Annotated in this window: 19 protein-coding genes; 15 read left to right on the forward strand and 4 right to left on the reverse strand. The window is 66.7% G+C overall.

What is annotated here, in order from left to right; genetic code table 11:
- The first annotated feature begins 76 nt into the window (after nt 1-76).
- The 12 genes from QW887_RS20145 (at nt 77) to QW887_RS20200 (ending at nt 12,744) form a co-directional block, all read left to right on the forward strand.
- Nucleotides 77-2,377: a bifunctional (p)ppGpp synthetase/guanosine-3',5'-bis(diphosphate) 3'-pyrophosphohydrolase gene (locus tag QW887_RS20145; RefSeq protein WP_315711393.1), complete on the forward strand. Its 2,301-nt coding sequence runs from the start codon at nt 77-79 to the stop codon at nt 2,375-2,377.
- 81 nt (nt 2,378-2,458) lie between these two features.
- On the forward strand, nt 2,459-3,241 hold the full coding sequence (locus QW887_RS20150) for a pyridoxine 5'-phosphate synthase (RefSeq protein WP_315752944.1): 783 nt from the start codon (nt 2,459-2,461) through the stop codon (nt 3,239-3,241).
- Complete coding sequence (gene acpS / locus QW887_RS20155) at nt 3,238-3,657, forward strand: holo-ACP synthase (RefSeq protein ID WP_315711397.1); 420 nt, start codon at nt 3,238-3,240, stop codon at nt 3,655-3,657. The genes QW887_RS20150 and acpS overlap by 4 nt, the downstream gene beginning before the upstream one ends.
- 286 nt (nt 3,658-3,943) lie before the next feature.
- On the forward strand, nt 3,944-4,705 hold the full coding sequence (gene lepB / locus QW887_RS20160) for a signal peptidase I (protein WP_315711399.1): 762 nt from the start codon (nt 3,944-3,946) through the stop codon (nt 4,703-4,705).
- Nucleotides 4,702-5,787 carry a ribonuclease III gene (gene rnc / locus QW887_RS20165; protein ID WP_316188499.1) on the forward strand — a complete coding sequence of 362 codons (1,086 nt, stop codon included), beginning with the start codon at nt 4,702-4,704 and terminating at the stop codon, nt 5,785-5,787. The genes lepB and rnc overlap by 4 nt, the downstream gene beginning before the upstream one ends.
- Complete coding sequence (era, locus tag QW887_RS20170; RefSeq protein ID WP_315711401.1) at nt 5,777-6,703, forward strand: GTPase Era; 927 nt, start codon at nt 5,777-5,779, stop codon at nt 6,701-6,703. The genes rnc and era overlap by 11 nt, the downstream gene beginning before the upstream one ends.
- 2 nt (nt 6,704-6,705) lie before the next feature.
- Entirely contained in the window at nt 6,706-7,086 is a 381-nt protein-coding gene (locus QW887_RS20175) for a hypothetical protein (protein ID WP_315752942.1), read from the forward strand.
- 243 nt (nt 7,087-7,329) lie between these two features.
- On the forward strand, nt 7,330-8,070 hold the full coding sequence (gene recO / locus QW887_RS20180) for a DNA repair protein RecO (RefSeq protein WP_315827223.1): 741 nt from the start codon (nt 7,330-7,332) through the stop codon (nt 8,068-8,070).
- Between the two features lie 293 nt (nt 8,071-8,363).
- On the forward strand, nt 8,364-10,112 hold the full coding sequence (locus QW887_RS20185; protein ID WP_316188497.1) for a phospholipase D-like domain-containing protein: 1,749 nt from the start codon (nt 8,364-8,366) through the stop codon (nt 10,110-10,112).
- A 30-nt stretch (nt 10,113-10,142) separates the two neighbouring features.
- Nucleotides 10,143-11,189 (forward strand): DUF2278 family protein, encoded by a 1,047-nt coding sequence (locus QW887_RS20190; RefSeq protein WP_315711407.1) that lies wholly within the window; start codon nt 10,143-10,145, stop codon nt 11,187-11,189.
- Between the two features lie 148 nt (nt 11,190-11,337).
- A complete protein-coding gene (locus QW887_RS20195) occupies nt 11,338-12,324 on the forward strand; it encodes a glutathione S-transferase family protein (RefSeq protein WP_316188496.1) in 987 nt (328 codons plus the stop codon).
- 9 nt (nt 12,325-12,333) lie between these two features.
- Nucleotides 12,334-12,744, forward strand: a complete 411-nt coding sequence (locus QW887_RS20200; protein WP_316188495.1) for an ACT domain-containing protein — start codon at nt 12,334-12,336, stop codon at nt 12,742-12,744.
- A 21-nt stretch (nt 12,745-12,765) separates the two neighbouring features.
- Here the strand turns inward: QW887_RS20200 and QW887_RS20205 are convergent, their stop codons facing one another.
- Complete coding sequence (locus QW887_RS20205; RefSeq protein WP_315711411.1) at nt 12,766-13,824, reverse strand: LysR family transcriptional regulator; 1,059 nt, start codon at nt 13,822-13,824, stop codon at nt 12,766-12,768.
- A gap of 155 nt (nt 13,825-13,979) precedes the next feature.
- Here QW887_RS20205 and QW887_RS20210 point away from each other — a divergent pair, with 155 nt between their 5' ends.
- From QW887_RS20210 to QW887_RS20220, 3 genes are all read left to right on the forward strand, one after another.
- On the forward strand, nt 13,980-15,641 hold the full coding sequence (locus QW887_RS20210; protein WP_315711412.1) for an acetolactate synthase large subunit: 1,662 nt from the start codon (nt 13,980-13,982) through the stop codon (nt 15,639-15,641).
- Nucleotide 15,642: 1 nt separating this feature from the next.
- A complete protein-coding gene (locus QW887_RS20215) occupies nt 15,643-17,244 on the forward strand; it encodes an FAD-binding protein (RefSeq protein WP_315711413.1) in 1,602 nt (533 codons plus the stop codon).
- Nucleotides 17,245-17,355: 111 nt separating this feature from the next.
- Entirely contained in the window at nt 17,356-17,979 is a 624-nt protein-coding gene (locus tag QW887_RS20220; RefSeq protein WP_316165158.1) for a glutathione S-transferase family protein, read from the forward strand.
- A gap of 3 nt (nt 17,980-17,982) precedes the next feature.
- Here QW887_RS20220 and QW887_RS20225 read toward each other — a convergent pair whose 3' ends face one another.
- Genes QW887_RS20225 through QW887_RS20235 form a run of 3 tightly spaced genes read right to left on the reverse strand, consistent with a single transcriptional unit; the run spans nt 17,983 to nt 21,294 of the window.
- Nucleotides 17,983-18,771, reverse strand: coding sequence for an IclR family transcriptional regulator (locus QW887_RS20225; protein WP_316194876.1), 789 nt, complete (start codon nt 18,769-18,771; stop codon nt 17,983-17,985).
- 31 nt (nt 18,772-18,802) lie between these two features.
- On the reverse strand, nt 18,803-19,564 hold the full coding sequence (locus QW887_RS20230; RefSeq protein WP_316175187.1) for a glucose 1-dehydrogenase: 762 nt from the start codon (nt 19,562-19,564) through the stop codon (nt 18,803-18,805).
- A complete protein-coding gene (locus QW887_RS20235; RefSeq protein WP_316187303.1) occupies nt 19,561-21,294 on the reverse strand; it encodes an FAD-dependent oxidoreductase in 1,734 nt (577 codons plus the stop codon). The genes QW887_RS20230 and QW887_RS20235 overlap by 4 nt, the downstream gene beginning before the upstream one ends.
- Between the last annotated feature and the right edge of the window lie 4 nt (nt 21,295-21,298).

A 21,298-nucleotide genomic window follows, 5' to 3' on the forward strand; every position in this document is an offset into this window, starting at 1 on the left:
TGATTACCATAGGGCTGCGCCAAGCGCCTGCCATCCGGCAGATTTGGTCACGAAGATAAAGGTTTAGTCATTTTCCATGGTGGTTTCGGGCCACACTCCTCAGCAGATGCAGGCGGCGGCCGAATCGGCCGCGTTGGCGCCTCCGCCGCCGGCTGAGCGGCCGCGGCCGCCGAAGCCGCGCTCCCGCATGATGCGGCAGTACGATCTCGTGGAACGGGTCCGCTCCTACAATCCGGATACGAACGAGGATCTGCTCAACCGCGCCTACGTGTACGCCATGAAGGCGCATGGGTCGCAGACCCGCGCGTCGGGCGACCCGTATTTCACGCATCCGCTCGAGGTCGCGGCCATTTTGACCGACCTGAAGCTGGACGACGCCACCATCGTCGCGGCGCTGCTGCACGACACGATCGAGGACACCGAGGCGACCCGTGCCGAGATCGACCGCTTCTTCGGCCCCGAGATCGGTGCGCTCGTCGAAGGCTTGACCAAGCTGAAGCGGCTCGAGCTGGTCTCGCGCGAGGCCAAGCAGGCCGAGAATCTGCGCAAGCTCCTGCTGGCGATCGCCGACGACGTGCGTGTGCTGCTGGTCAAGCTCGCGGATCGCTTGCATAACATGCGCACGCTGGAGTTCGTGCCGGAGGCATCGCGGCGGCGGATTGCCGAGGAGACGCTCGACATCTACGCGCCGCTGGCGGGCCGGATGGGCATGCAGGAGATGCGCGAGGAACTCGAGGATCTCTCGTTCCGGACGCTCGACCCGCAGGCCTATAGCGTGGTGATGCAGCGGCTCGATGCGCTGGCGGAGCGCAACCGCAACCTGATCGGCGAAATCGAGAGCCAGCTGGCCCGCAAGTTTCGCGAACACGGCCTCACCGCGCGGGTGTTCGGCCGCCGCAAGCGGCCATTCTCGATCTGGACCAAGATGGAACGCAAATCCATCGGCTTCGAGCAGCTGTCCGACATCTTCGGCTTTCGCGTCATCATGCCGGATCTGGAATCCTGCTATCGTGCGCTCGGTATCGTGCATACGACCTGGCCTGTCGTGCCCGGCCGCTTCAAGGACTACATCTCGACGCCGAAGCAGAACGACTATCGCTCGATCCACACGACCGTGATCGGCCCGGGCAAGCAGCGCGTCGAGCTGCAGATCCGCACCGAGGAGATGGATCAGATCGCCGAGCTCGGCATCGCCGCCCACGCCTTCTACAAGGACGACCTCGCCTCGCCGACGGAACGGCTGAAGCGCGAATCGAACGCCTTCGCGTGGCTCCGCCACACCATCGGCATCCTTTCGGAGAGCGCCAACCCCGAGGAGTTCCTCGAGCACACCAAGCTCGAGCTGTTTCACGATCAGGTGTTCTGCTTCACGCCGAAGGGCAAGCTGATCGCGCTGCCACGCCACGCAAACGTGATCGACTTCGCCTATGCGGTGCATACCGACGTCGGCAACAGCGCCGTCGGCTGCAAGATCAACGGCAAGTTCGCGGCGCTGTCGTCGGAGCTGCAGAACGGCGACGAGGTGGAAGTGCTGACCTCGGATGCGCAGTCGGCGCCGCCCTCGGCCTGGGAAACGCTCGCCATCACCGGCAAGGCACGCGCCGCCATCCGGCGCGCCACCCGAACCGCCGTGCGCGATCAATATGCCGGGCTGGGCCGGCGCATCGTCGAACGTCTGTTCGAACGGACCAAGCTCGAATATGCCGACGACAAGCTCAAGGGCGCGCTGCCGCGTCTGGCGCGCGCCTCGATCGAGGACGTGATGGCGGCGGTCGGCCGCGGCGAGATCAAGGCCTCCGACGTCGCGCGCGCGATGTATCCGGACTACAAGGAAGAGCGCGTCGTGCGCTATGGCGCCAAGAAGACGGCCGCCGCGCCGGCGGCCAAGGCTGCCGCGCCCGCGGCCGAGCCCCACCGCGGCCCGTTCGCCATCCCGATCAGCGGGCTCAATTCCGGCCTGCCGGTGAAGTTCGCGCCGAACGGTGGCGCCGTGCCGGGCGACCGTATCGTCGGCATCGTGACGCCGGGCGAGGGGATCACGATCTATCCGATCCAGTCGCCGGCGCTGAAGGATTTCGAGGAGGAGCCGGAGCGCTGGCTCGACGTGCGCTGGGATGTCGACGAGACCTCGCCGCAGCGCTTTCCGGCGCGCATTCGCGTCGAGAACGTCAACGAGCCCGGCAGCCTCGCCCAGGTCGCCACCGTGATCGCCGAGCATGACGGCAACATCGACAACATCAGCATGAGCCGCCGCTCGCCTGATTTCACCGAGCTCACGATCGATCTCGAGGTCTACGACCTCAAGCATCTCTCGGCGATCATCAACCAGTTGCGCGCCAAGACCATCGTGGCGCGGGTCGACCGGGTGAATGGCTAATCTGCGGGGATGGCTGCGGCGTTCTGCTTCGGGATGCGCTAAACAAGCCGTAGTCTATTCGAAAGTCCTGCGAGCCGGCCCATGTCCGATCCGTCAAAGTCACATCCTCCGAAGCTGCGCCTCGGCGTCAACGTCGACCACATCGCCACCTTGCGAAATGCCCGCGGCGGCCGCAGCCCCGATCCGGTGCGCGCCGCGCTGCTCGCGATCGAGGCCGGGGCCGACGGCATCACGGCGCATCTGCGCGAGGACCGCCGGCACATCCGCGACGACGACATGGCGCGGCTGAAGGCCGAGATCTCCAAGCCGCTGAACTTCGAGATGGCGGCCACCGAGGAGATGGTGCGGATCGCGCTGGCGACGCGCCCGCATGCCTGCTGCCTGGTGCCGGAGCGGCGCGAGGAGCTGACCACCGAGGGCGGCCTCGACGTGGTCGGCCAGCACAAGGCGCTGGCGCCGGCGATCGCCCGGCTGAGCGATGCCGGCATCCGGGTGTCGCTGTTCATCGCCGCCGACCCGGCGCAGATCGAGATGGCGGCGCGGCTGCGCGCGCCCGTGATCGAGATCCACACCGGCGGCTGGTGCGATGCCATCACCGACGGCCACCACGACAAGGCGGAGGTGGAGTGGGAGCGGATCGTGACCGGCGCCCGACAGGCCTATGCGGCCGGGCTCGAGGTCCATGCCGGCCACGGGCTCGACTATGCCACCGCCGAGCGGATCGCGGCGTTGCCGGAGATCGTCGAGCTCAACATCGGCTACTTCATGATGGGGGAGGCGCTGTTCGTGGGCCTCGCCGAGACCGTCCGGACCATGCGCGCGGCCATGGATCGTGGCCGGGCGCGGCTGGGGACATCGGCATGATCATCGGCATCGGCTCCGACCTGATCGACATCCGCCGCGTGGCCGAGGTGATGGACCGGCACGGCGAGCGCTTCCTGAACCGGATCTTCACCGCGGCCGAGCGCGCCAAGGCCGAGCGGCGGGCCAAGAACGAGAAGATGGTGGTCGCCACCTACGCCAAGCGGTTCGCCGCCAAGGAGGCCTGCGCCAAGGCGCTCGGCACCGGCATCCGTCACGGGGTGTGGTGGCGCGACATGGGCGTCGTCAATCTGCCCGGCGGCCGGCCGACCATGCAGCTCACGGGCGGCGCAGCCGAACGGCTGAAGGCGCTGACTCCCGAGGGCCACGAGCCGCGCATCGACCTGTCGATCACCGACGACTGGCCGCTGGCGCAAGCCTTCGTCATAATTTCGGCGGTGCGCCGCGAGACATCCTGAAGGGCGGCCGCCCCGCAGGAAAAACAAAAATGCGATCGATTCCAGCGAGTTATGTAGTTTTGATACGGCGATTGATTGCGCGGCCCCGCGCAGTCGTCTAAAACCCGCCGGGATCGAACCGGCTGCATCACGGGCGGATTCTGGGTCAAACCGGAGTTGGCCTTAACCACCAGAATCAGGACAGACTCCCTTAAGCCGCGGAACGGTATGGTGTTCGCGGACGGAGGGGTGTTCGGCAACGGCTGGCGAATCGTCGGACCATTCGCCAAGGGACATTGAAAGAGCGATGAGCGTGACCTCCGGAACCAAGACTGAGAGCGGCCTCGGTGAAACCGTTCGTGTCGTCGTTCATGCGCTGCTGATCGCGTTGGTGATCCGCACCTTCCTATTCCAGCCGTTCAACATCCCCTCGGGATCGATGAAGGCGACCCTGCTGGTCGGCGACTATCTGTTCGTATCGAAATATTCGTACGGCTATAGCCACTACTCGATTCCGCTGTCGCCCCCGATTTTCTCGGGCCGCATCTTCGGCTCGGAGCCGAACCGCGGCGACATCGTCGTGTTTCGTCTGCCCAAGGACGACACCACCGACTACATCAAGCGGGTGATCGGCCTGCCTGGCGACCGCATCCAGGTGCGCGAAGGGCTGCTCTACATCAACGACAAGCCGGTGCAGCGCGAGCGGCTCTCCGATTTCATCGGCGAGGATCCCTGCGGGCAGCCGGACTCGACCGCGCGCGTCAAGCGCTGGAAGGAGACCCTGCCGAACGGCGTCAGCTATGAGACGCTGGACTGCGTCGACAATGGCTATGTCGACAACACCGCGGTGTATACCGTGCCGGCCGGCAACTTCTTCATGATGGGCGACAACCGCGACAACTCGACCGACAGCCGCTTCCTCAGCCAGGTCGGCTACGTGCCGTTCGAGAACATCGTCGGCCGTGCGCAGCTGATCTTCTTTTCCATTGCCGAAGGCGAGCATGCCTGGGCGTTCTGGCGCTGGCCGGTATCGGTGCGCTGGAATCGAATCTTCAAATTCGTGCGATGATCGACGACTCACCCGAAATCCAGACCACGCAGGCTGCCGCATCGAGCCCGCAACCCGGCACGGGTGCGCTCGAGGCAACGCCCAAGGCCGCGTCGCGGCCGAAGTCCGAGATCAAGCCTGAGCAGAAGAGCGAGCCCAAGGCCGAGCCCAAGACCGAGCCAAAGGCCGATTCCAAGACCGACGCGAAGCCGGTCTCCAAGCCAGACATGAAGACCGTCGAGTCTGAATCGGTGCCCGCTCGCCCGACCGAGGATGGGGCGGACCCGACCGCGCTCGTTGCCGAGGCCGATTCCGACGGCAAGCCGCGCAGCAAGGCGAAGGGCGGTCGCCGTACCAAGAGCGCGGGGACCAGCGCCGCCAAGGGCGCCAAGGCTGCGGACAAGGCCGCCAATGCCGCGATCGAGGCGCGCATCGGCCATCACTTTGCCGATCCCTCGCTGCTCAGCACCGCTTTTACCCACGTCTCGGCGCTGAAATCGTCCAAGAAGCGCGGCGACAGCTATCAGCGGCTCGAATTCCTCGGCGATCACGTGCTCGGCCTGATTGTGTCCGACATGCTGTACCGCTCGTTTCCGAGCGCGGACGAGGGCGAGCTGTCGAAGCGGCTCGCCGATCTCGTGCGCAAGGAGAGCTGTGCCGACGTCGCCAAGTCGCTCGGCCTGCTCGACGACATCAAGCTCGGCGCAGTCGGCGCCGGCGCCGGGGCGCGGTTGCGCAAGTCGGTGCTGGGCGACGTCTGCGAGGCGGTGATCGGCGCGATCTTCCTCGACGGCGGCTACACGGCCGCCGCTGGATTCGTCGAGCGCAACTGGACCGAGCGCATGCACAAGCCGCGGCGCCCGCTCCGCGATCCGAAAACGGTGCTGCAGGAATGGGCGCAGGGCAAGGGCCTGCCCACCCCGGTGTACCGGGAGGTGGAGCGCACCGGCCCGCATCACGATCCGCAGTTCCGTGTCGCCGTCGACCTGCCGGGGCTGGAGCCGGCCGAAGGCATCGGCGGCTCCAAGCGGGCGGCAGAAAAGGTGGCGGCATCGGTCATGATCGAGCGCGAAGGCGTCAGCGGCGGCAGCAATGACGGCTGAACAACAATCGGTGCCGGCTGCCGGGACCCGCTGCGGTTTCGTCGCGCTGATCGGCGCGCCCAATGTCGGCAAATCGACGCTCGTCAACGCGCTGGTCGGCTCCAAGGTCACGATCGTCTCGCGCAAGGTACAGACGACGCGGGCACTGATCCGCGGCATCGTCATCGAAGGCGCGTCTCAGATCATCCTGGTCGACACCCCCGGCATTTTCGCGCCGAAGCGCAGGCTGGACCGCGCCATGGTCACGACGGCCTGGAGCGGGGCGCATGATGCCGATCTCGTCTGCGTGCTGCTCGATGCCAAGAAGGGCATCGACGATGAGGCGCAGGCCATCATCGACAAGGCGGCTGCGGTCGCGCACGAGAAGATCCTGGTGGTCAACAAGGTCGACCTGGTGCCGCGCGAGAAGCTGCTGGCGCTGGTCGCGGCTGCCAACGAGAAGCTGTCGTTCGCGCGCACCTTCATGATCTCGGCGATCTCCGGCGACGGGGTCGACGATCTCAGGCGGGCCTTGGCGGAGATGGTGCCGCCCGGTCCGTTCCACTATCCCGAGGACCAGATGTCGGACGCGCCGATGCGGCACCTCGCGGCCGAGATCACCCGTGAGAAGATCTATTCGCATCTGCATCAGGAGCTGCCCTACCAGTCCACGGTCGAGACCGACAGCTGGACCGAGCGCAAGGACGGCTCGATCCGCATCGAGCAGACGATCTTCGTGGAGCGGGACAGCCAGCGCAAGATCGTGCTCGGCAAGGGCGGTGCGACGATCAAGTCGATCGGCGCGCAGGCGCGCAAGGAAATCGCAGAGATCACCGGCGTGCCGGTGCACCTGTTCCTGTTCGTGAAGGTGCGTGAGAACTGGGGCGATGATCCCGACCGCTACCGGGAGATGGGGCTCGAGTTCCCCAGGGAATGACAATGAGCGTGCCGCGCAACGTGTTGTGGTTCGAAGTGCTGCTCTACATCTCGCTGATGCTGGACGCGCTGTCGGTTGCCGTCTCCGACCGGACGCCGACCTTCGACGTAACCGAGGACATGATCACCGCGCAGACCGTGCTCAACGGGGTGGTCATCCTGCTGCTGTTCTATTTCGTCTATCTGGCGGCGCAGCGCCGCAGGAACTGGCCGCGCTGGGTGCTGCTGGGGGCGCTGGTGCTGTCCGACATCTCCCTGGTGCAGGTGATCGGGCAGAAGGGCATGACGCTCGATGCCGGCATCGAGGTCATTTCCTGCGCGCTGACGACGATGGGCTTGTACTATTCGTTCACGGGCGATGCGCGCGGCTGGTTCAACGCGTGATGGATGGAATGCAGATTGCGGGGTGGGCAAGCGCAGCGCGCCCCCCTGCGTTTGGCGCTTAACGATCATTCCGTCATTGCGAGCGCAGCGAAGCAATCCAGGGCTGCGCGTGAAACTCTGGATTGCTTCGCTGCGCTCGCAACGACGGTGTTTGTGGCGGCAGCATGCGCGAGCAACGTTGGAGCTTGATCGTCGACTGGCGCTCACGGCTTGGCGTCTGCGAGTGGTGGAGATCCCACACCGATGGAATGGACCGATGACGGCATCGTGCTGGGCGTGCGGCGGCACGGCGAATCCTCGGCGGTCGTCGAGCTGCTGACCCGCGAGCATGGCCGGCATCTCGGTCTCGTGCGCGGGGCGAGCGGCAAGCGCATGCGGCCGGTGCTGCAGCCGGGCAACACGGTGCGCGCGATCTGGCGCGCGCGGCTCGACGAGCATCTCGGCATGTACGCCATCGACGCGCTGACCTTGCGGGCGGCGGGGCTGATCTCCGCGCAACACGGCGCCTACGGCGTGACGCATCTTGCCTCGCTGGCCCGGCTGTTGCCGGAGCGCGATCCGCACGAAGACATGTACCTGCGGCTCGAACATGCGCTCGATGATTTCGAGGATGCGGGCGGCGCCGCCGCCCACATCGTGCGCTTCGAACTGGCGATCCTCGCCGAACTCGGCTTCGGGCTCGATCTCGACTCTTGCGCTGCGACCGGCGAGACCTCGGACCTGATCTACGTATCGCCGAAGTCGGGCGGCGCGGTGTCGCGCACGGCCGGGGCGCCATGGGCCGACCGGCTGCTGCCGCTGCCGCCCTTCCTGCGCGAGAGCGAGCAGGGCCATGGCTGGTCGCAGCAGGATCTGCTCGACGGTTTCCGGCTGACCGGCATGTTCCTTCTCCGTCACGTGTTGGAGCCGCGCGGGCAGGGCCATTCCGACGCCCGCGAGGGCTTCATCAACGCCGTGACGCGGGCAAGGCCCGCCTCGCGATAGGGCTCGTTTTCGACGTTCGTCGTCATGCGCCCGCGCGCTCGTTCGCCAACGTCGAGACTGACGACACACGCGCCGGCATCACGGCAAAGCTGATCCGGATACCGTCTCCGACTGTGACGTCATTCACATCCGCCTTCACATGACCGACGTAGGATCATGCAACAATCCTGGTTGATGAACATTTTCACATCATTTTGAAGTTGCGTCGTCCGCGGCTCATGGCGAAGATTGCAGCCCTTCGGCGAGATGCGTTTCGTGCGCGCCTTTTTTCATCACCGTGGGGCATTTCGATCATGAGCGATTTCGAGAACAGCAAATCCAGCAACGGGTTCACGTCCAAGCTGTGGCGTGGAGAGCGCATGACGATGATCGGCTTCGACGTCGCCGAGCCCGAACCCGATCTTGTCGGATACTCGATCGAGGTGAAGTCGCCGGGCGCGCGGGATTTTTCCCAGTTGCGCAACAGGATCGCGTTTTCCTATCCGGCCGGGGCCGGCGCGGAGGTCGACGGCAACCGGAATTTCCCGTCGACCGAGGCACCGTTCCAGAAATTCCGCTGGATCCACTTTCCCTACCGGCCCAAGGATGGCGTCTATACGTATCGCGTCGCCAAGCAGCACATGCGCAACGACGGCACGCTCGTGGCAGGGACCAGCCTCACGCTCGACATTGCGCAGAGCGCGGTCACCTATGATGGCCTCATCGACATCGGTTTCACCCGCAACTTCGCCTCGTCTCAGGCCTATCGCGATCAGTTCGGCAACAATGCCGAGATCATCCCCGTCGAGAGCCGCGACGGGCCGGGCTTCGACAAGCTCGACCTCACCAACGAGGCTGGCGACAGCGTCTATGAGTGGCTGGGGTTCGAGGCCTACGACCTCCTGTTCGGCTTTTTGAAAGACGCCCTGGCGGATCCCGGGCTCACGCTCGACGTGATGGCCTATGACCTCAATGAGCCCGACGTGATCGGCCTGCTGGAGCAGTTCGGTCCGCGGCTGCGCGCGATCATCGACGACTCCAACGCCAAGGATAACAGCCACAAGCTGCCCGGCAGCGCGGAATCGCGCAGCGCCAAGCGCTTCAAGCAGGCGGGTGCTGCCGTGCTGCGCACGCATTTCAGCAATCTCCAGCACAACAAGGTCCTGATCACGCGCCGCAACGGCAAGCCCGAGAAGGTGCTGTGCGGCTCGACCAATTTCACGTTCCGCGGCCTCTATATTCAGGCCAACAACATGCTGGTCTTTCATTCGCCTGATGTCGCCGGGCTGTTCGGCGAGATGTTCGACATCGCCTTCGAGGACCCCTCGCTCTTCCGGAAGAATGATTTCTCCAAGAAATGGCACGCCGTCCATTCCGAGGGAAAGCCGACCGTGCAGCTCTGCTTCTCGCCGCACCAGGCCACCGATCTCTCGCTCAATCCGATCCGGGCCGCGATCGATCAGGCCTCCTCGTCGGTGTTCTACTCGGTCGCGTTTCTGAGCCAGCTCGGCGACGGTCCGACCAAGGAGGCGTTCGACCGCGTGATGGAGCGGCCGATCTTCAGCTACGGCACGGTCGACAAGCGCGGCGCCCTGGAGCTGCGCAAGCCCGACGGCTCGATCGGTCTCGTCGATTTCGCCTATCTCGCCAGCAAGGCGCCGGAGCCGTTCCGCAGCGAATGGTCCGGCGGCAAGGGCCGCAACATCCATCACAAATTCCTGGTGACCGATTTCAGCCTGCCGACAGCGAAAGTGTTCACCGGATCGAGCAACTTCTCGCCGAGCGGCGAGAAGGGCAACGGCGACCATCTCATCATGATCGAGGACCGAAAGATCGCGACCTCCTATGCGATCGAGGCCACCCGCGTGTTCGATCACCTGCAGTTTCGCAATCGGATGCGCGACGCGTTCCACGGCAAGTCCGAGCGGCAGCGCGCTGCATCCGCGCCTGCCGCGATCACGCTGCGCAAGCCGACCGCATTGTCCGGCAAGCCGGCCTGGTTCGAGCGCTTCTATGTCGAGGGGTCGCAGGCTGAACGCGATCGATTGCTGTTCTCGTCCTAGATATCGCTACGGACAGAGTTGGAGACGACCATGCCATTGAATGACTATTCGCTTCTCAAGGGTCGGCCCATCAACAATCGTCTGGCGACGGGAAGCAGTCCGCACTATCAGGTGCAGGTCTCGGCCGGCGGTGAGCTCTATCGGATAGCCATCAATGTCCGCTCCCAGGATGGCAGCGAGGTCGAATTCCTGGTTCGCTCGCGCTTCGAACATCCAATCGTCGACGACCTGAAGGCGTTTTCGGAAGGGCTGCATCCGCTGGAGAGCAAGCCCGGCGGCGTGGCGCTCGATTTCATCCGGGGCAATCTGATGCAGCCATGGGAGCTGAAGCCGCTGCCACTGTCGGCCGCGGGCCCCGACAACGATCTCAACGAGAAGATCGACGCCTACGTTCAGCGCGCCATGTCCGACGAGATGGCTCTCATCTATGCCTTCGGCGTCGCATGGGGACCGGAGGAGAAGGCGGACCGCTATTTCGGCTTCAAGCCCGGCCGCGGTATCCACGACATCCATTTCAACCAGGGCAATCCGCCCGGCCAATATGCCAAGGACAACGGTCCCTGGCAGGATGGCGGACTGCTCTTCGAGTTTCCCGACCAGCAGCAATGGGTCGCCATCTTCCTGAAATTCCAGACCCAGGCCTGGCATTCGGACGATGCCAGCGGAGGGGTCATCCTTCCGCCCGATCCCGATTACCCGAACGCGCCGCATACGCCTCCCGACCGCGACCACATTCCGCCGCTCGACGTGCCCGACGGGCTGGTGCGGATCATCGCGGCCTATGTCAACGACGTGCGCACGCCCGAGCACGAGACGGTCACGCTGCTGAACACCGCCGATGTCGACGTCGATCTCACCGGCTGGCAGATCAAGGACAAGCAGAAGAACGCCATGCAACTGAGCGGCATGATCGGGCGCGGCGCCACCCTGGTGGTGCCCATCGTCGCGCCGGTCGCGCTGTCGAACCGGGGCGGCATCATCACGCTGTTGAATGCCGCGGGCGTGAAGGTGCACGGCGTCTCCTATACGCGGGAACAGGCGGCGCAGCCGGGGCGCACCATCCCGTTCCAGTCGTGACCGCGTGTTCGGCGGAGCCGTCTTCTCGGAGCGTGCTCTCTGCTGGCGCAGCGGCGGGGTGACGTGTACTCCTGTCACGTAAGGGCCCAGGCGAAGGGGCTGCAGGTTGCAGTCCTGCGCACAGGCCACGGTGTGAGAGGAGAGCGTCATGGGAGTCCTGGTCGACGGCCAATGGCACGACGTCTGGTACGACACGGCGGCGTCCGGCGGCCGTTTCATCCGCAAGGATTCGGCGTTCCGTAGCTTCGTCACGGCTGACGGCCGTCCGGGCCCATCCGGCACCGGCGGCTTCGAGGCCGAAGCGGGCCGCTATCATCTCTATGTCAGCCTGGCCTGCCCGTGGGCTCACCGCACCCTGATCATGCGCGCGCTGAAGGGGCTCGATGACATGATTTCGGTATCGGTCGTGCACTGGCTGATGCGCGAGCAGGGCTGGACGTTTGCCGAGGGTCCGGGCGTCGTGGCCGACAGCGTCAATCACGCCGGCCTTCTGCATCAGGTCTACACCGCCGCGGAGCCGCATTATTCCGGCCGCGTCACCGTGCCCGTGCTCTGGGACAAGCAAAACCGCACCATCGTCAACAACGAGTCGTCAGAGATCATCCGCATGCTGAACTCGGCGTTCGACGGCGTCGGCGCCAGGCAAGGCGACTATTATCCGCAAGCCCAGCGCGATGAGATCGACGCCATCAATGCGCGCGTCTACGACACGCTGAACAACGGCGTCTACAAATGCGGCTTCGCGACCACGCAATCCGCCTATGAGGAGGCGATCGGCCCGCTGTTCGCCACGCTCGACTGGCTGGAGGAGCGGCTGTCGGCGCGCCGCTTCCTGCTCGGCGACACCATGACCGAGGCCGACATCCGGCTGTTCACGACGCTGATCCGCTTCGATGCCGTCTATGTCGGCCACTTCAAGTGCAACATCCGCCGCATCGCCGACTATCCGAATCTTTCAGCCTACACGCGCGATCTCTACCAATGGCCGGGGATTGCCGCGACGGTGAATTTTGAGCACATCAAGCGGCACTACTACGAGAGCCATCGCACCATCAATCCGACCGGCATCGTCCCGGTCGGGCCGCGGCAGGATTTCACCTCGCCGCATGGGCGCGAGCGCCTGGCGGCGAACTGACGGGGATCCATGGCGGGCGGACGCAACCTCGATACGCTGCTGCGCACGATGGCTCCCGAGCTGCAGGACGGCGTATTCGTGTTCTGCACCGTCGATACGCATCACGACATCCCGGCCGAGCTGACGCCGTTGATGCTGTTTCGCGAGCGCGAAGGGATCACGCTGATCGTCCGGCGCGAGGACGCCGAGCAGGCCGGGCTGCCGTATCAGTTCGTCGCGCGCCTGATCACGCTGTCGGTGCGATCAGCGCTCGATGCGGTCGGCTTCCTCGCCGCAGTCACGACCTGCCTCGCAGGGGCCGGCATCAGTGTCAACGCGGTCTCGGCCTTTCATCATGATCACCTGTTCGTACCCGAAGCGCAGGCAGAGCAGGCAATGCGGGTTCTGGAGGAGATGTCGCGCCGCGCGGCCGTCGGATGATGGCGCAGGGCCACGCCCCGGTCAGGCTTTGCTCCTGGTATGACTTCGCGACCGGTTGCGCCGGGGTGCACCCGGCTTCTTGCGTGATCTCGGCCGAGATCGATGCGCGTTGCGTGCGGCGCGCGGAGCCGGCGGCCGGCGCGGTCCGGTCAGCATTTGCGCGGCTTGCGCGCGCACCATGTCCATCAGCATCATCGCCGCCGGCGACAGGGTGCGGCCCTTCAGGCGCAGGATGCCGAACTGCGCCAGCAGCAGGTCGGATGCGCGTGGCTCTTTCAGCTCGGCCACATTGAGCCGGACCAGCTGACCGGAGGCCAGCTCGTGGGTGACGACCGCATCCCCCGCGACGAGCACGACGTCCGAGCGGACCGCCATTTGCACCAGCAGGCCGGCGTTCTCGGATTCGAGGGCGACATTGAAACCGCGTCCCCGTGGCGCGGCGATCAGGTCGTCCAGCCGCCGGCTGAAGTCCGGCGGCAGCGCGACGGAGGCGAAGTGCTGGCCGGCCAGATCGCGCGCCGACAGCTCCCGTCGCCCCGCCAACGGATGGGTCGGCCGGCAGTAGAAGTAGCCGGGAAGGCTTCCGAGCGGCTCAAGGTCCAGGCTGTCGTCGGTCCTGATGTCGGTGATGTGCGCCAGGAAGAAATCGAGCTTGCCTTGTTGCAGCACGTCCATCAGGGCGCGCCAATTGTCCTGCACCAGCTTGATGCGCACGGATGGATGCTCGGCATACAGCTGCGCCATCGCATCCGGCAGCAGCACTAGGCCCGTGAACGCGCCGACGCCCACCGTCACCTGGCCGGCATCGCCCGAGCGCAACAGCCGCATCTCGCGGCCGAGATCGTCGGCGCCCGACAACAGCGAGCGCGCCCGCGCCACCAGCCGTTCGCCGACCGCCGTGATCTCCACCGAGCGCGAGCTGCGGTCGAACAGCCGCATCCCCGCTTCGTCCTCCAGGGTCTGCAGGCTGCGGCTCAGCGCCGACTGGGTGACATGGGCGCGCTTGGCGGCCCGGGCGAAATGCCGCTCTTCCGCGAGGTAGACCAGCTGCTGCAACTGACGCAACGTTGGTGTGTGCATCGATGACCCCAGCTCATTGATCAAAGCATAACAATTCATTGGATTTCTGAGACCGTCAATTCCAAAATGGCACAAATACAAACAGGGGAAATGCCATGGCGGGGCCGGCCAAGTCGCCCCGAGCTGCGGCAGTTTCCCCGCAACAGGCTTTTCTCATGCCCAACGGCGCACAAGCTCTGATACGGACCCTGGTCAATTCCGGCATTCGGGTCTGCTTCACCAATCCTGGCACCTCCGAGATGCATTTCGTCGCGGCGCTGGACTCCGCGCCGGAGATGCGCGCCGTACTGTGCCTGTTCGAAGGGGTGGCGACCGGTGCGGCGGACGGCTACGCCCGGATGACCGGCACGCCCGCGGCAACGCTGCTGCATCTCGGTTGCGGCCTCGGCAACGGCCTCGCCAATCTGCACAATGCGCGCAAGGGCAAGGTGCCCGTCGTCAACATCGTCGGCGACCACGCCACCTATCATGTCCCTTATGACGCGCAGCTCCAGTCCGATATCGAGACCGTCGCGCGCAACGTCTCGCCGGAATTCGTCTGGACCTCGCAGGTGACGTCGGAGCTGTGCCGCGATGCGGTGGCGGCCGTGAAGGCGGCGTGCTCCTGGCCCGGACAGGTCGCGACGCTGATCCTGCCGGCCGACGTGTCCTGGGGTGAGGGCGGCGTCGCCGAGCCGGCGCCGGTGATCGAGCCGCCGGCGCCTGCGGACGATGCGACCGTGCAGGCCGTCGCCGAGGCGATCAGGGCGGGCGGCCGCAGCGCTTTTCTACTCGGAGGCACGGCGCTGCACGAGGAGTCGCTGCTGGCGGCCGCGCGCATCGCCGCGACCTGCGGTGTGAAAGTCTATGCCGAAACGTTTCCGACACGCATGCAGCGTGGAGCGGGCCTGCCGGCCGTCGAGCGGATCGCCTATCTCGCCGAGATGGCGCAGATCCAGCTCAAGGAGATCGACACCCTGATCCTGGTCGACGCCAAGGCGCCGGTGTCGTTCTTCGCCTATCCCGGCAAGAAGAGCTATCTGCCGCATGACGGCTGCAAGGTGCTGACCTTGTCGACGCCGGCGCAGCACGCCGCGTGCAGCCTGACCAGGCTTGCCGCCGCCCTGGAGGCCGGGCGCGCCACGCCGGCATTGTCGCCGGCCTCGCGGCCCGGGCGTCCGCGCGGCAAGAAGCTGACCGCGGAAAAGGTCTGCAAGGCCGTTGGTCATCTCCTGCCCGAGAACGCCATCATCATCGACGAGGCGATCAGCTCCGGCCTGATGCTGTCGAAATTCACCGCGGGCGCGCCGCGCCACGATCTGATCACTTTGACCGGCGGCGCCATCGGGCAGGGGCTGCCGAATGCGATCGGGGCGGCGATCGCCTGTCCCGACCGGCCGGTGATCGCGCTGATCGGCGACGGCAGCTCGATGTACACGATCCAGTCGCTGTGGACGATCGCGCGCGAGCGGCTCAACGTCACCGCCATCATCTTCAACAACGCCTCCTACTCGGTGCTCAACGTCGAGCTGGAACGGGTCGGCGCCGAGGAGATCGGACCGAAGGCGCGGGCGCAGCTCGACCTGCACGGGCCGGTCCTCAAGCTCGCGCAGATCGCCGACGGCATGGGCGTGCGATCGACCCGCGTCACCACGCCGGACGAACTCACCAGCGCCTTGCAGGGGGCGCTGGCGCGGCCGGGGCCCCATCTGATCGAGGCGATGGTGCCGCCGGCGCTGACCGGCCTCAAGCTGAAGCTCCTGCCGCACCTCCTGGGATCGCTCGACCGCGTTCCGCTGCCGGTGGCGCGGATGCTCAAGCGCAAGATCGCGCCGTGACATGAGCGCGACGCTGCAATCCGATGTTGTCATCGCCGGCGGCGGTCTTGCCGGCATCGTCACCGCGCTGGAGGCACTGCGCGCCGGCAAGTCGGTGACGATCGTGGACCGGGACACGCCCGAGCGGCTCGGCGGGCTGGCGCTGTGGGCATTCGGCGGCATGGCGCTGATCGGCACGCCGTTGCAGGCGCGCATGAAGATCCCGGATACGCCGGAGATCGCGTTGCGCGACTGGATCAGGTTCGGCGAGCTCGATGCCGCCGAGCACTGGCCGCTGCAATGGGCGCGCTACTACGTCGCGCATTCCCGCAGCGAGGTCTACGACTGGCTGCTGGCGCACGGCGTGACGTTCATGCCGGCAGTGAACTGGGTCGAGCGCGGCCGGTACGGCGACGGTAATGCGCTGCCGCGCTATCACATCGTCTGGGGCACCTCGCAGCGGCTCACGCGCGTAATGATCGAAGCGATGCGCGCGGCCGACGGTGGCGGCAGGCTGACGGTGCTGCACCGTCATCGCGTCGTCAGCCTCGATCGCGCTGCCGGCGCGGTATCGGGCGTGGTCGCCGTCAACGAGGAGACGGGCGCCGAAATCCGCATCGCCGCGCCGCTGACGGTGCTGGCGATGGGCGGCCTCAATGGCAGCCATGCGGAGGCCCGCGCCAACTGGATCAAGGGCCGGCCGCTGCCGGCGGCGATGCTGAATGGCGCGCATCCGTTCTCCGACGGCAAGTTGCATCACCACGCGGCCGAGGCGTTCGGCGCCGAGATCACGCATGCCGGCGAGATGTGGAACTACGCCGCCGGCATCCCGCATCCGTTTCCGCATTTCGAGGGCCATGGCCTGTCGCTGGTGCCGTGCAAATCGGCGCTGTGGCTCAATCACAGGGGCGAGCGCATCGGGCCCGAGCCGCTGGTGACCGGCTTCGACACCCATGATCTGTGCCAGCGCGTCGCGGCGCAGGAGAAGCCGTATACGTGGCATCTGTTGAACTGGCGCATCGCCGCCAAGGAGTTCGCCATCTCCGGCGCCGAGCACAATCCGCGCATCCGCGACCGGCAGATGCCGATGTTCCTCAAGGAGACGCTGCTCGGCAATCATCGCCTGGTCAGGCAGATGCAGCGCGAGAGCCGGCATTTCCTGGTCGACGAGACGCTGACCGGTCTCGCCGCCAAGATGAATGCGCTGACCGGCACCGGCGACGTGAAGCCGGAGGTGCTGCAGGCCACCGCCGACGCCTTCGACGCGAACTTTGGGAATGGCGACAAGCTCCACAATGACGATCAGTTGCGCCGCATCCTGCACGCGCGGCAATGGGGCCCCGACAAGCTCCGCACCTGCAAGCCTGCGCCGCTGCAGGCCCCGGGCGCCGGGCCTTACATCGCCATTCATATGCAACTGATTACCCGCAAGAGCCTCGGCGGCCTCAAGACCGATCTGCAGAGCCGGGTGCTCGACACCACGGGTGCGCCGATCGGCGGGCTCTATGCGGTCGGCGAAGCCGCCGGCTTCGGCGGCGGCGGCGCGTCGGGCAAGCGTTCGCTGGAGGGCACGTTCCTGCCGGGTTGCATTCTCACCGCACGGGCGGCGGTGCGCGCGATGTGACGGCTACGGGAACCGTAGGAGTCGGCGGAACCGCCGCTGAATTTTTGCTCCGTCACTGTCGATCCGGTGCTGCGACGTTCGTCTTCAAGGCACAGGAGATGGAGACCCGTCATGAAGATTTACTGGATCAAGGCCCAGGCGCCGCGCCGCGTGCTCGCACTGGTCAAGCATCTCGGCGTGCCCGCCGAGTTCATCGACATCAGCCGCGGCCTGAAGACGCCGGAGTTCGCCGCGCTCAACCCGAATATGAAGGCGCCGGTGCTGGTCGACGGCGACACCGTGCTGTGGGAGTCGACCGCCATCATGGCGCACCTCTGCATCCGCGAGAGCTGCGACATGTGGCCGGCGCGCAATCCGCAGGAGCAGATCGAGGTGCTGCGCTGGCTGGCCTGGAACGACTGCCACTGGGCGCCGGCGGTCGGACCGTTCTATTTCGAGCACATCGTCCGCAAGACGTTCGGCCTCGGTGCGCCCGACCGTGCCGCGCTGGCCGGCAAGGTCGCCAACCTGAAGACCTTCGCCGCCGTGCTCGATGCGCATCTGCGGGCGCGCAGCCACATCGCCTGCGACCGGCTCACCATCGCCGATTTCGCGGCCGCCTCGATGGCGACCGACTGGCGCGAGGCCGAGATGCCGATGGAGTCGTTTCCGAACATCGTGCGCTGGCTCGATGGCCTGATGCGGCTGCCGGCGTGGGCCGAGCCGTGGCCGGAGAAACGCTCGGTCGCGGCCTGAGCGTCACGGCTGCGCGATGCCGTGGCCGAGCTGCTTGGAGATCTCGGCCGCACACGCGCGCAGCCGCGTCGCCAGCGGTGACTGCCAACCGGCGTCGAAGGTGCCGGCCGGGCCCATCGCGGTGATGACCAGTGCGACGTGGCCGGCGTGATCGAACACCGGCGCGGCGAAGGCGTTGACGCCGGGCAGCGGATCGCCGACGGCGCGCGCCAGCCCCTGCGCGCGCACCTCGGCCAGCATCTCGGCGACCTTCGGACTCTTCGGTGAGCGCTTGGGATTGTAGCCGACACCGAGATGATCGAGGCCGGTGTCGAGCGCGGCCTTCACGGTCTTCGGCGGCAGGAACGCCGCGAACGCGCGGCCCGTCGCCGTCTCCAGCAGCCCCATGATCGAGCCGACGCGCATCACGATGTGCACCGGATGGCTCGGCTCCTCAAGCCGCACCACGGTTGGGCCATTGGTGCCCCACACCGCGAGCGACACCGCGTGATCGATCGCGCCGGCGAGCGCTGCGATCTTCGGGGTGGCGATCCGGACCGCCGACAGCCGCCGCAGGCTGATCAGGCCGAGCTCGAGCGCCAGCGGGCCGATCTCGTAGCGGCCGGTGGTTTCGTCCTGCTCGATCAAACCGATGCGCGAGAAGCTGACGAGGTAGGGATGTGCCTTGGCCGGTGGCAGCCCGGCCTCGCGCGCGAGGTCGCGCAGCATCATCGGCTCGCCGCTGCGCGCCAGTGCCTGCAGCAAGGTGCCGCCGACCTCGATCGACTGGATGCCGCGGCTCTCTCGTCCCATGTCTTGTTGTGCCCCTGGTCCGGCGCCGTGCCTACACCGCCAGGAAGCCGCCGTCGACCGGCAGCGTGACGCCGTTGACGTAGGACGCCATGTCGGAGACCAGGAACGCCACCGGGCCAGCGAGCTCCTCGGGCTGGCCGACGCGGCCGAGGGGCGTGCGGCTCATGAAGCCGGCGAGCCGCTCGGGATCGTTGCGGGTCGACTCCGTCATCGCGGTGGCGATCACGCCGGGGGCGATGGCATTGACGCGGATGCCGTCCGCGGCGAGCTCGCGCGCCAGCGCCTGGGTCAGCGACTTCACGCCGCCCTTGGACGGCGAATAGCCGAGCGTGTTGCTGATGCCGACGAAGGAGGCGACGGATGCAATGTTGACGATCGTGCCGCGCGTCGCGCGCAAGGCGGCAAGGAAGGCGTAGGTGACGTTGAACACGCCGTTGAGATTGACGTCGAGCACGCGCTGCCAGTTCTGTGGCGCACGCGGCGAGTCGATGTTCTCGCGAATGATGATGCCGGCATTGTTGACGAGGATCGAGATGGCGCCGACCTCGGCGCGCAATTGCGCCGCCAATGCGGTGCATCCGGCGGCGTCGGTGACATCCAGCCGATGCGCCCACGCCTGGCGGCCGTGCTCGCGGATCTCGGCGGCGCAACGCTCGGCACCCTCCAAGTCGATGTCGGTGATGACGACATCGGCGCCGCGGCCGGCGAGGCCGAGCGCAATCGCGCGGCCATTGCCGTGCGCCGCCCCTGTGACCAGCGCAAGCTTGCCGGCCAACATCTGACTGTCGCTCATGCGGCGCTCCTTTGGCCAGCGCGTTCGGCGAGATGGCGGCCGGCAATGTAGCCGAAGGTCAGCGCCGGTCCCAGCGTGATGCCGGCGCCCGGATAGTTGCCGCCCATGATGCTCGCCATGTCGTTGCCGGCGGCATAGAGCCCCTCGATCGGGTGGCCCTGGGCGTCGAGCGCGCGGGCATGCGCATCGGTGCGGATGCCGGCATAGGTGCCGAGATCGCCGATCACCATCTTGATGGCGTAGAACGGCCCGTCCTTGATCGGCGCCACACACGGGTTCGGCCCGTGCAGCGCATCGCCCTGATAGCGATTGTAGGCGCGCGAGCCCTTGCCGAACGTGGGATCCTGGCCCAGCGCGGCATCGGCGTTGAACGCGGCGACGGTTGCTTCGAGCCCCCGCGGATCGATGCCCGTCGTGCTCGCGAGCTCGGCGAGCGTCGCGCCGCGCTTGAGATAGCCGGTGCTCAGATGGTGCCCGAGCGGCATCGGGAACGGCGGCACGCAGCCGAGGCCGTAGCGGCGCAACGAGCGGTGATCGGTGATCAGCCAGGCCGCGATCTCGCGGCCGGGCTTCGCCGCCTTGACCATCGCCTGCACGAAGTCGTGGTAGGAATTGCCTTCATTGGCGAAGCGCACGCCGTCCGCGGTCACTGCGATCACGCCGGGTTTGGCACGGTCGATGAAGTGCGGCATCACGCCCTTGCTGCCGTCCTTGCGCGTGGTGACGGAGACCGGCACCCAGGCCGCCGCGTGCGGCAGGCCGTCCTCGACCCGGCCGCCGACGGCCTCCGCCAGCCGCAGGCCGTCACCGGTGTTGCCGACGGGCCCGGGCGAGACATGCTCCTGTCCGGTCGGCGCATGCGGAAACATCGCCTTGCGCCTCTCGACGTCATGCGGGAAGCCGCCGCAGGCCAGCACCACGCCGAGCCGCGCATTGACCCTGATACGCTTGCCCTGCCGCGTCACCACGGCGCCGCGCACGGCCTCGCCGTCGCGGATCAGCTCGGCCACCGGCGACGACAGCCACAGGGGAATGCCGAGATCGAACGCGGATTTCGCCAGCCGCCCCGCCAGCGCATTGCCGTTGGTCAGCGTCATGCCGCGGCCATGGCGCAGCACGTCCAGCGCATGCTTCGACAGCCGCTTCGCGACGTAGAACGCCGACGCCAGCGACTTGGTCGCGCGCATGAAGTGGATGATCTCCTTGCCGGAGCCGAGCATCATGCCGAACACGGTGAGCTCGGGCAGCGGCTGGCCGAGATCCTCGATGTGACGCCCAAGCTCGCGACCGTCGAACGGCCGGGTCACCATCGAGCGGCCGCCTTGGGTGCCGCCCGGCGCCTCCGCGTGGTAGTCCGGAAAGGTCAGCGGCATGTCGAACTTCAGCGCGGTCTTGCTGGTGAAGAAGTCGACGGCCTCCGGCCCCTTGGTCAGGAACGCGTCGACGCGCGCCGCATCGAAACTGTTGCCGGCCTCATGGCGCAGATAGGTGCGTGCCAGCTCTGGCGGCTCATCGATGCCCCAGGCCTTGGCGAGCGATGTGCCCGGAATCCACAGCCAGCCGCCGGATCGCGCCGTGGTGCCGCCGAAGCGCGGCTCCTTCTCGGTCACGATGACCTTCAGCCCGGCATGGGCGGCGGTGACCGCCGCCGACAGCCCGGCGCAGCCGGAGCCGACCACCAGCACGTCGCAATCATGGGTGTCGCCGGCCGGGTGATCTGCTCCGCTCATGTGC

Source organism: Bradyrhizobium sp. SZCCHNRI3052 (genome assembly GCF_032484895.1).
Classification (GTDB): Bacteria; Pseudomonadota; Alphaproteobacteria; order Rhizobiales; family Xanthobacteraceae; genus Bradyrhizobium.